The sequence below is a fragment of the Rhodococcus sp. GXMU-t2271 genome, assembly GCF_041414735.1.
Taxonomy (GTDB): domain Bacteria; phylum Actinomycetota; class Actinomycetes; order Mycobacteriales; family Mycobacteriaceae; genus Rhodococcus; species Rhodococcus indonesiensis.
On sequence record NZ_JAUIZP010000031.1, the window covers coordinates 58,001 to 67,838 of the forward strand.

Sequence of the window (9,838 nt, forward strand, 5' to 3'; positions counted from 1 at the left end):
GGGCGCCATGTTCGAGACCACTCGCGTCACCCTCGGAGACCTCACCTTCGACGTCCACACCGCCGGGCCCGTCGACGGCACGCCGGTCGTGCTGCTGCACGGCTTCCCGGAGACCGCCCGCAGCTGGGAGTCCGTCACCCCACGGCTCGCGGAGGCGGGTCTGCGGGTACTCGTGCCCGACCAGCGGGGATACTCCCCCGGCGCCCGCCCGGACGGCGTGGCCGCCTACACCATCGACCTGCTGGTCGGCGACGTCATCGGACTGCTCGACGCGACCGGGCTCGACCGGGTGCACCTGGTGGGGCACGACTGGGGGGCGGCCGTGGCCTGGCAGGTCGCGGCGCGCCACCCCGACCGCATCAGCACCCTGACCGCGGTGTCGGTGCCGCACCTCGCGGCCTACGGCTGGGCGCTGCGCGAGGATGCCGATCAGCAGGCCCGCGCCGCCTACATCAAGCTGCTCCGGCAGGAGGGAAAGGCCGAGCACGTCCTGCTCGAGGACGATGCTCGTCGGCTGCGCGCGATGTACGGCGACCGGGTCAGCCGCGAGTCGATCGACGAGTACGTGCGCGTGCTGTCCGAGCCCGGCGCCCTGACCGCCGCGCTCAACTGGTACCGCGCAATGACCCGCGAATTCTCCGAACTCGCGCCGGTGCGAGTACCCACCACCTACGTGTGGAGCACAGCCGATTCGGCACTCGGCCGGGCGGGCGCCGAGCGCTGCGGCGAGTTCGTCGACGCGCCGTACGAATTCGTCGTCCTCGACGACGTCAGCCACTGGATTCCGGAGGAGGCACCGGACGCGCTGGCGAAGACGATCCTCGCCCGGATCGACGACCGGCCGTGAGCGGATGTCGGCAGGAGTGGCCGTGACCGCGACAGCGCACCGCCGGATCGGCGTAGTCGCGGCCGCCGCCCTCTCCGTGCTGGCCGCAACGGCCTGTACCGGCCCCGGGCCGTCGGCCGGGTCCGGGGCCGAGTCCGATCCCGCCCCCGCCTACAGTTCCTATGTGGCCCTGGGGGATTCGTTCACCGCAGGCCCGATGATTCCGCCCCAGGTGGACCCCGCGTGCGCGCGCTCGGGCAGCAATTATCCCCACGCCGTGGCCGAGACGCTCGGCGTCGACGACTTCCGCGACGTGTCGTGCAGTTCGGCGACGACAGCGAATCTGGCCGGACCCCAGGTCGTTTCGTCGGGCGCCACCGTCGCCGCGCAGTACGAGGCGCTCACCCCGGACACCGAGCTGGTCACCGTCGGGATCGGTGGCAACGACATCGGTCTGGTCGCCCTGGCCGGGTCGTGTCTCGCGCTCGACCGCTCGTCCGGGAGGGCCGCGGCACCGGCCGGGCCCCTGTGCGCGACCGCGAACGTCCGCGGCGGCGTCGATCTCGTGGATCGCGCGATCGACGACTTCGCCCCGGCCTACGGCGCGATCGTGCGCGAGATCCACGACCGTGCCCCACGGGCGCGCATCCTGCTGGTCGGGTACCCGACCGGGATCCGGGACGGCGGCTGCTATCCCGACCAGCCGATCCTGCCGGACGACGCGACGTACCTGCAGGCGAAGATCGACCGGCTCAATGCCGTGATGCAGCAGCAGGCCGACGCGGCGGGTGTCGACTACGTCGACCTGCGCGAGTCCACGGTGGGGCACGATGCGTGCCAGCCGGCAGCGCAACGCTGGACCGAGGGCCTGTTCCCGTCCCAGCCGGCGGCCCCGCTGCACCCCAACGCGGACGGCCATCGCAACGCCGCCGAGCAGGTGCTGGTCACGATCGCGGACTAATTGGATTTCCTCCCGTGGAAACGATCCCATATTGAGATCTGTTGTCGTCCTGCGTGAAACTGTGACCCTTGGGTCGGGTCTCGAGGACGACGCCGCCGTCAGAGAGGCTGCGTACGGGGTCCGGCAGCGGCAACGCATGGAGGAGACGAGCGAGGCGGGGTAGTTGCACTCGGCGAATCCGGCGGCGGGAGCATCGAAGACGCGGACCGGTGGAGATAGCGGTGGTCAGGTCACGCATGCCGAGCAGTGAGTTCGGTGAGAAGGCACCATCGTGAGCGGAACGCTGACTCGACGGGTCAGGCGAAAGTCAGCCTGTCGTGCGATGAGCGACATCGGTGATCGAGTTGTGAGGCCGGGTGGACCACGCTCCGGGCACGGTGTGGAGTGAGGCCACAGCACGTGCTGTGTCGATGAAGTCTCGTACGGCCTTCGACGCGACGTCCGTCCGCCAGGCGATGGACAGCGCTGTGGGCGGAATGTCGGTCACCGGCACGAAGGCCAGGCTCGGTCTGCTGTAGAAGCGTTGCGTCGATGCTTGCGAGAATGCAACGCCGCGCTCGGCGAGGATCGCTTCGAAACATTCGTCGACGGTGGCCACGTCTGCGCCGACCCGGACGGGTTCGCCTTGTCGTGATTCTGTGGCCAGCCAGTAGTTACGCCAGTTCTCGGGTGCTTTGCGTGCGACGAAGAACTCGTTGGTGACCTGTTGGACGCTTACCTCGGGCAACTGGGCGAGCGGGTGATTGGCTGACACGACCATCACACGGGGTTCGACGAACAGGGTTTCCATGCCCAGCCAGTCCTGCATCAGCAGCGGGGGCCGGACGAAGGCTACATCGGAGGATCCGTCGGCCAACCCGACATATGGGTCGGAGAAATCGTGCGAGTGCATCTGGACCTGCATGTCCGGATACAGCGACTGGAACGTGCTGAGGATGTGGGGTGTGAGCTCGGCAGCTGCGTTGCCTTGGAAGCCGATGACCAATTTGCGGGTACCGATACCGTGGGCGGCCTCGCGGGTGAGGTTGATTGCTCGTTCGGCGTTCGCCAGTAGCCGGCGGCTTTCGTCGAGCAGGATCTGGCCGGCGGGGGTCAGTTCGACGTGTCTGCTGCTGCGCAGTAGTAGCACTGCGCCGAGGTTCTGCTCGAGCTTGCGGATCTGCACGCTCAGTGAGGGTTGAGCGATGTGCAGGCGAGCGGCTGCGCGCCCGAAGTGCAGCTCTTCGGCAACTGCCACGAAATAGGACAGAAGTCGCAGGTCGAGCTGGGGGTACATGTTACCGAGGTTAGACAACGCCACCGGAGGAGACCAGTAGTCGTTGCCTATCGATCCGGGCTGGATAGGTATTGGACGCACCCGACAGCTACGGGGTGTGATGGCTGTCATGGCCGACGCGGCATCCGGGAGTGCAGCACTTCCTCGGATTCGGCTCGGCCCACCGGAGCGAGTGCTCGCACTCGGCCTCGCTGTCTCCCTCATCGAAGGAACCCCATATGACCGTCACTACGCGTGCCCTCGACACGGCCGCCTGGACTGCCTCGTTCACCCAGGCGAACAACACCGACCCCGAGATCCAGGCGCACGGCAAGTACTTCACCTGCTCGTACCTGCTCGACATGACCGACCACACGTTCGTCATCCAGATGAGCCGCGGCAACGTGGTGGACATCGCGATCGACCCCGGTCCGTTGGATGTGCCGTACCAGTTCGCGCTGCGTGCCAGCGCGGACACCTGGCGCAACTTCGGCGTCCCGGTTCCCGCCCCGATGTACCACGGCATCTGGGCTGCGAGCTTCCAGCGAGACATGAAGCTCGAAGGCGACATTCTGGTGCTGATGCAGAACCTGCGGTGTATCACCCGCCAGATCGAGCTTCTGCGCGCCGTCGGCGTCCCGGTCTGATTTTCCCACCCCCTTCGAGCCGTAAGGAACACTCATGAGCAAGATCTCCCCGGTCACCGGCCACTACGTCGACGTGGATGTCGACGGACTGCTGTACAAGGTCTTCTACCTCGAGAACGGCACCGGGCAACCCCTCGTGTGCCAGCACACCGCCGGCTGCCACAACCACCAGTGGCGCGGTCTCCTCGAAGACGAGGAGATCACCGAGAACTACCGTGTCATCGCCTACGACCTGCCGCGGCACGGCAAGTCGGATCCGCCGGAGAACACCGAATGGTGGACCGAGGAGTACAAGCTCTCCGCGGACCACTACGCCCACTTCATCGTGGCGCTGTGCGACGCGCTCGAACTCGAGAACCCCATCTTCATGGGCTCATCGTTCGGTGGGAACATCGCACTGCAACTTGCGCTTCGTCACCCCGACCGCTTCGCCGGCGTCATTCCCGTCGAGGGTGCCGACTACTCGCCCGGCTTCTACCTCGACTGGTGGCAGCACCCTCACGCCAACGCGGCACAGGTCTGCGCCAGCGGCGTGTGGGACCTCATGGCCCCGCAGTCGCCGGAGGCCGACCGCTGGAAGACCTGGTTCTACTACAGCCAGGGCTCCGAGTCCTTCCGCGGTGACCTGCACTTCTACTCGGTCGATCACGACCTGCGCGGAAAGCTCGCAGACATCGACGGGGACCGGTGCCCGGTCGTGATGCTGACCGGTGACTACGACTACCTCACCACCCCCGAGGACAGTGCACGCACCGCGGCGCAGATCCCGAACGCCGAGTTCATCGAGATGAAGGAGATCGGCCACTTCCCGATGAGCGAGAACCACGCTGTCTTCCGCGGATACCTCATCCGGGCTCTCGAAGTCCTCCAGGACAAGGCCGGCAAGGCTGTCGCCACCAGCTAGAATCCGCCGCTCGCTCGGGTGTGGTCGCTGAACAATGGGGGCCACACCCCGGGCGACGGAATCGGCCTCGGCGCCCCTTTCGTGCCGACTACTCGGCGCGGCGTTCAGCCTCCACAAACTCGGCAGGAGCCATGACCCACACTCTCCCCGCGGGCGTCCCGACCCAACTCTGGATCGGTGGAAAGCTCGTCGATTCGTCTACCGGTATCACCTTCTCCGTGGAGGATCCCGCCACCGGTGCCGCGATTGCGCACGTCGCCGACGCCGCGCCCGAAGACGGACTCCGCGCTCTCGAACGCGCCACCACCGCGCAAGGGGACTGGGCGCGGACCCCATCGCGTCGACGCGGCGAAATCTTGCGCACCGCATTCGAACTCATCCGCCGGCGGGCAGACGACTTCGCGCGCACCATCACTCTCGAGATGGGTAAACCGCTCCACGAAGCGTATGCGGAGGTCGAATACGGCGCGTCATTCCTGCACTGGTTTTCCGAGGAAGCAACCCGTATCAGCGGGCGAATCTCCCCGTCCCCGTCGGGAACCGGCACCATTGTCGTCACCAGAGAACCGGTTGGACCGGTACTGGCCATCACCCCCTGGAACTTTCCGCTGGCCATGGCCACGCGCAAGATCGGTCCAGCACTGGCTGCCGGCTGTCCGATCATCGTCAAACCAGCGGCCGAAACGCCCCTGACGATGCTGCTGGTCGGCCAAATTTTCGCAGATGCGGGTCTGCCCGATGGTGTGCTGTCGATTCTGCCCACCTCCGATGCCGCAGCACTGACCGCACCACTGATCGACAGCGCTGAACTGCGCAAGATCACGTTCACCGGATCCACCGGCGTCGGCAAGCTGCTGGTTCGCCGATCAGCGGACCGACTCCTGCGAACGTCGATGGAACTCGGAGGCAATGCCCCCTTCCTCGTGTTCGACGACGCCGATGTCGATGCAGCGGTCGACGGCGCGATGGCAGCAAAATTCCGCAACGGCGGCCAAGCATGCACAGCAGCCAACCGATTCCACGTCGCACGTAGCGTCGCAGAAGAGTTCAGCGAGAAGTTCACGGCACGCATCGGTGCATTGCGCACGGGACACGGTCTCGAAGCGGGAACCGACATCGGACCGCTGATCACCGCGAAACAGTGCGCCACCGTCGATGCTCTGGTCGAAGACGCCGTCGCGAAGGGTGCACGCGTCCGCACCGGCGGTGTCCGTCCCGACGGCCCGGGAACGTTCTACGCCCCGACAGTTCTCGACGACGTGAGTCTCGATGCACGTCTGCTGCGGGAGGAGATTTTCGGCCCGGTTGCCGCGATCACCACCTTCGACACGGAGGACGAAGCGATCGCGACGGCAAACAACACCGAATACGGGCTCGCTGCGTACTTCTACACCCGGAGTCTCGACCGTGCCTCCCGAGTCGCCGACGCACTCGAGACCGGCATGGTCGGGATCAACCGAGGCATCATCGCCGATGCGGCCGCACCCTTCGGAGGGGTGAAGGAATCCGGCTTCGGCCGCGAAGGATCCGTCGAAGGAATCGACGAGTACCTCGCCACGAAGTACATTGCACATTGATCAGAGCCACAGAATGGTCCGGAAGCGTTGCCGGCCCGTGCCAGGACTCATCACTCAGACGAACCTGATGACGACACCGAAAGCGTTGTGCCCGTAAATGAGGACGTCGTTGCGTTCGGTCTACGGCCCACCCTGTATCGACGTGGTTCACGCCCTGTGCGTCACCCTGCACGCTGAGATCGCTGGCAACTCGACGTGATCGCGCCCGCGCACCCATCGGCCAAGGGTGCGCAGCAGATACTCCGTGGTGCGGGGCCTGCGCGCGCCGGTGCTCGATATCGACCTCGACGAGTTGTCCGCCCGTGATATTCGCGAACAGCGGTGTGTGTCGGCCGCGGGCACCGAACCGCAGCCGCCATCCTTCGGTGGCACCCAACCCAGCGAATGTCACTGTCCTCGAATAGCGCTCGCCGCGGCACTGACCTTTGTGCATCGTGAGTCATCTGTAAGGCCGCTGGTTCGGGTGGTATGTGCCGGCACTCGTATGCGGTGACATTCAGCTCGATTGCTGTCCCCTTGTGCGCCGGGGCGTCTGGTGAAGGACCCGCCGAGCCGTTGGGTCCTTCACCAGAGAGGTGGTTACCGCACTCGCTCGTGCGGCACTACCTCCTCGGTACCCCTGGCTGACCGGCTACCGCCGACTGACCATCCGCTACGAACGGCACGGAGTGCACTTCGCCGGATTCTGCAACTCGCCGCCGCGTTGACCTGCCTCGAGAAACGCACCAAATGAGACATGCTCTAAGCCTGGCCGATCGCCGACCGGCACAGGTCCGAGAGCTCGTCGACCACCGCGTCGAGCGGCGCCGAGCTGCGTTGCGCCTGGGCGAGCACCAACGCGCCCTCGAGGGCGCCGACGACGAGCACCGCCAGCCACCGTGCGCGTTCCGGACCGACCCCGTCCGCGACGAGGGCGTCGCCGAGCAGGTCGGACCAGGTCCCGAACGCCTCGCCGGCGACGTCGCGGGCGCCGCGCTCGGTGCCCAGGGCCGCCGCGACGATCGGGCAGCCCACCGCGTAGTCGCCGTCCTCGAGCCCGCGGCGCCACAGGTCGGCGAGCGCCTGCAGCGCGTCGGGGGTGTCCGAGGCTTCCAGCACCCGGGTCATCCCGTCGCCCAGGTGCTCGGCGGCGCTGCGCGTGGCCTCCTCGACGAGCTGCGCTTTTCCGCCGGGGAAATGGTGGTAGACCGACCCGCGCGGCGCGCCGCTGTGGGCGAGCACGTCGGCGAACGAGGTCGCGGCGACGCCCCGCTCCCGGATGAGCCGGATCGCGCTGCGGATCATCGCGGCACGGGGACCGCTGGTCGGGTCGCTACGCCTGGCCATGTTCCTGCTCCGCTCTTGCTGCCGGTTTCTATGTATGTTGTCATACTTAGATCCGGTTCGCGCCGGAACGGACCCGTTCTTCCCGAGGAGTCGTCGTGACCGAGATCGCCGCCCCGCCCCACCCCTTCGACGCCGCCGTGACCCTCCGGCCCGCGGAGGACGGCCGCACGCGGGGTCGGACCACCCCCGACTACACGAACATGGTCGGTCCGTTCGGTGGCGTCACCGCTGCCGCCCTGCTGCGGGCCGTTCAACAGCACCCGGACCGGCTCGGTGACCCGATCTCCCTGACCGTCAACTACGCCGGACCGGTCGCCGACGGCGACTTCGACATCACCGTGCGAGCGGTCCGCACCAACCGCACCAATCAGCACTGGCAGCTCGAGCTGACCCAGGACGGCGTGGTCGCCACCACCGCCACCGCCGTGTTCGGCACCCGCCGCGACACCTGGTCGGATACCGAGCTCGACGTTCCGGAGGTGCCGTCGGCGGAGACGGTTCCGGCGCAGACCCTTCCGGAGTTCATCGCCTGGGCCCGCAACTACGAGATGCGGTTCGTCGAGGGCGCGGTGCCCGAGCAGGACGCCGGCGAGCACCCCGACTCCACCACCACGCTGTGGGTGCGCGACACTCCGGCCCGCCCGCTCGACTTCCCGGCCCTGACGGCGCTGAGCGACGTCTTCTACCCGAGGGTGTTCCTGCGGCGCGGCCGGTACATGCCGGCCGGGACCGTGTCTCTGACGGTGTACTTCCACGCCGACGCCGCGCAACTCGACACCCAGGGCGACGACTTCGTCCTGGGCACCGCGCGCACCCACCGCTTCTCGCAGGGCTACTTCGACCAGGCCGCCCAGCTGTGGGGCCGCGACGGCACGCTGCTCGCCACGAGCCACCAGCTCGTCTACTTCAAGGACTGACTCTCCGGGGCCCGCACCGCGAGCAGCGCCACCAGCCCGGCACCGAGCACGACGAGCAGACCGCCGATGCCGGCCCGGTCCGCCCCGAACGTCCAGGCGAAGAGAGCGAACAGGGTCGGGGCCAGGAACGAGACGGCGCGGCCCGTCGTCGCGTAGAGCCCGAACATCTGGCCTTCCCGCCCGGCGGGGGTGATGCGCGCGAGGAAGGTGCGGGCCGACGACTGGGCGGGTCCGACGAACAGGCACAGCAGCAGACCGAAGATCCAGAACATCATCGGCCCCGACACCACGAGCAGCACGATGCCGACGGCCATCATCGCGGCGAGCGAGGTGACGATCACCGCCTTGGGTCCGACCCGGTCGTCGAAGCGACCCGCCGCGAGGGCGCCGAGCGCCGACACCACGTTCGCCGCCACACCGAACAGCAGCACGTCGGCGGCGTCGATGTCGTACACGTTCACCGCGAGCACCGCGCCGAACGTGAACACCCCTGCCAATCCGTCGCGGAACAGTGCCGATGCGCCGAGGTAGCCGACGGTGCGCCGGTCCATCGCCCACAGCTCGCGCAGGTCGCGCAGCAGCACCCGGTAGGACTGCACGATCCCGGCCCGTTCCGCGCCGGGATCGACGCCGGTGGGCCGAACCTCGGGCACCGCGAGCAGCACCGGGACGGCGAAGATCGCGAACCACACCGCCGCGGCCAGCACCACCAGGCGGATGTTGAGACCGGCTTCGGTGCTCACCCCGAGGAAGCCGCGGGTGTCGCCGTCGCCGGCGATGAAACCGAAGTACCCGAGCAGCAACAGCAGCAGTCCGCCGACGTAGCCCATGGCCCAGCCCAGACCGGAGACCCGGCCCATGTTCTCGTCGGTGGAGACCTGACGGAGCATGGCGTTGTAGGGCACCTGCGCGAGTTCGACGACGACGGACGACACCCCCAGCAGCACGAGGCCGAGCCACAGGTAGCGGTGGTCGTCACGCACGAACACCATTGCCGCCATCAGTGCGACGCCGGTGTAGGACAGCACCGCGAGGGACCGCTTGCGTCGGCCGCTCGCGTCGTAGCGCTGGCCCGAGACGGGGGCGGTGATCGCGATGAAGAACCCCGAGATGCCCAGCGCCCACCCCAGCCACGTGCTCGCCGACATCGACCCCGGCAGGTCGTCGCCCACGGCATCGGTGAGATACACGGAGAAGACGAAGGTCAGCACCACCGCGTGGTAGGCCGACGACCCGAAGTCCCACATGCCCCAGGCGAAGACCTGGCGCCGCGAGGTGGCCTCCCCGATCCCGGCGACGGCGTCCGTGTGCGCGCTCATGCCCGCAGCCTAGGAGATCGCCGCGCCGAGAACCGGCGTCTGACGATCCGCGTGCTCCGCAGTCGGGGGGGGGGGGGCCGGGCCGGGCGGGGCGGGGGGCCGGGGG

The 9,838-nt window shown here is 67.8% G+C and carries 9 protein-coding genes; 6 read left to right on the forward strand and 3 right to left on the reverse strand.

Annotated features, from left to right (window positions below; genetic code table 11):
* Positions 1–7: 7 nt before the first annotated feature.
* Positions 8–847 (forward strand): alpha/beta fold hydrolase, encoded by an 840-nt coding sequence (locus tag QYS60_RS12905; protein ID WP_371383359.1) that lies wholly within the window; start codon positions 8–10, stop codon positions 845–847.
* 22 nt (positions 848–869) lie between these two features.
* The gene (locus tag QYS60_RS12910) at positions 870–1,787 is read left to right on the forward strand and encodes an SGNH/GDSL hydrolase family protein (RefSeq protein ID WP_371383360.1); all 918 of its coding nucleotides are present in this window, start codon (positions 870–872) and stop codon (positions 1,785–1,787) included.
* Positions 1,788–2,094: 307 nt separating this feature from the next.
* On the opposite strand, the gene QYS60_RS12915 is transcribed toward QYS60_RS12910, so the two are convergent.
* Positions 2,095–3,063, reverse strand: coding sequence for a LysR family transcriptional regulator (locus QYS60_RS12915; RefSeq protein WP_371383361.1), 969 nt, complete (start codon positions 3,061–3,063; stop codon positions 2,095–2,097).
* A gap of 218 nt (positions 3,064–3,281) precedes the next feature.
* Between QYS60_RS12915 and QYS60_RS12920 the strand changes: the two genes are divergently transcribed.
* From QYS60_RS12920 to QYS60_RS12930, 3 genes are all read left to right on the forward strand, one after another.
* Complete coding sequence (locus tag QYS60_RS12920; protein ID WP_371383362.1) at positions 3,282–3,689, forward strand: hypothetical protein; 408 nt, start codon at positions 3,282–3,284, stop codon at positions 3,687–3,689.
* Between the two features lie 34 nt (positions 3,690–3,723).
* The gene (locus tag QYS60_RS12925; protein WP_371383363.1) at positions 3,724–4,593 is read left to right on the forward strand and encodes an alpha/beta fold hydrolase; all 870 of its coding nucleotides are present in this window, start codon (positions 3,724–3,726) and stop codon (positions 4,591–4,593) included.
* A 131-nt stretch (positions 4,594–4,724) separates the two neighbouring features.
* On the forward strand, positions 4,725–6,170 hold the full coding sequence (locus tag QYS60_RS12930) for an NAD-dependent succinate-semialdehyde dehydrogenase (RefSeq protein ID WP_371383364.1): 1,446 nt from the start codon (positions 4,725–4,727) through the stop codon (positions 6,168–6,170).
* A gap of 741 nt (positions 6,171–6,911) precedes the next feature.
* Here the strand turns inward: QYS60_RS12930 and QYS60_RS12935 are convergent.
* Positions 6,912–7,496 carry a TetR/AcrR family transcriptional regulator gene (locus QYS60_RS12935; RefSeq protein WP_371383365.1) on the reverse strand — a complete coding sequence of 195 codons (585 nt, stop codon included), beginning with the start codon at positions 7,494–7,496 and terminating at the stop codon, positions 6,912–6,914.
* A 95-nt stretch (positions 7,497–7,591) separates the two neighbouring features.
* Here QYS60_RS12935 and QYS60_RS12940 point away from each other — a divergent pair, with 95 nt between their 5' ends.
* A complete protein-coding gene (locus tag QYS60_RS12940; RefSeq protein ID WP_371383366.1) occupies positions 7,592–8,413 on the forward strand; it encodes an acyl-CoA thioesterase in 822 nt (273 codons plus the stop codon).
* Here the strand turns inward: QYS60_RS12940 and QYS60_RS12945 are convergent.
* Positions 8,398–9,732 (reverse strand): MFS transporter, encoded by a 1,335-nt coding sequence (locus QYS60_RS12945; protein ID WP_371383367.1) that lies wholly within the window; start codon positions 9,730–9,732, stop codon positions 8,398–8,400. The genes QYS60_RS12940 and QYS60_RS12945 overlap by 16 nt on opposite strands.
* Positions 9,733–9,838: the final 106 nt, after the last annotated feature.

Excerpts from the sequence above, each read along its gene's own strand:
- QYS60_RS12905 (WP_371383359.1), top strand. The coding sequence starts at position 8 with ATGTTCGAGACCACTCGCGTCACCCTCGGAGACCTCACCTTCGACGTC.
- QYS60_RS12915 (WP_371383361.1), bottom strand. The coding sequence starts at position 3,063 with ATGTACCCCCAGCTCGACCTGCGACTTCTGTCCTATTTCGTGGCAGTT.
- QYS60_RS12920 (WP_371383362.1), top strand. The coding sequence starts at position 3,282 with ATGACCGTCACTACGCGTGCCCTCGACACGGCCGCCTGGACTGCCTCG.
- QYS60_RS12925 (WP_371383363.1), top strand. The coding sequence starts at position 3,724 with ATGAGCAAGATCTCCCCGGTCACCGGCCACTACGTCGACGTGGATGTC.
- QYS60_RS12930 (WP_371383364.1), top strand. The coding sequence starts at position 4,725 with ATGACCCACACTCTCCCCGCGGGCGTCCCGACCCAACTCTGGATCGGT.
- QYS60_RS12935 (WP_371383365.1), bottom strand. The coding sequence starts at position 7,496 with ATGGCCAGGCGTAGCGACCCGACCAGCGGTCCCCGTGCCGCGATGATC.
- QYS60_RS12945 (WP_371383367.1), bottom strand. The coding sequence starts at position 9,732 with ATGAGCGCGCACACGGACGCCGTCGCCGGGATCGGGGAGGCCACCTCG.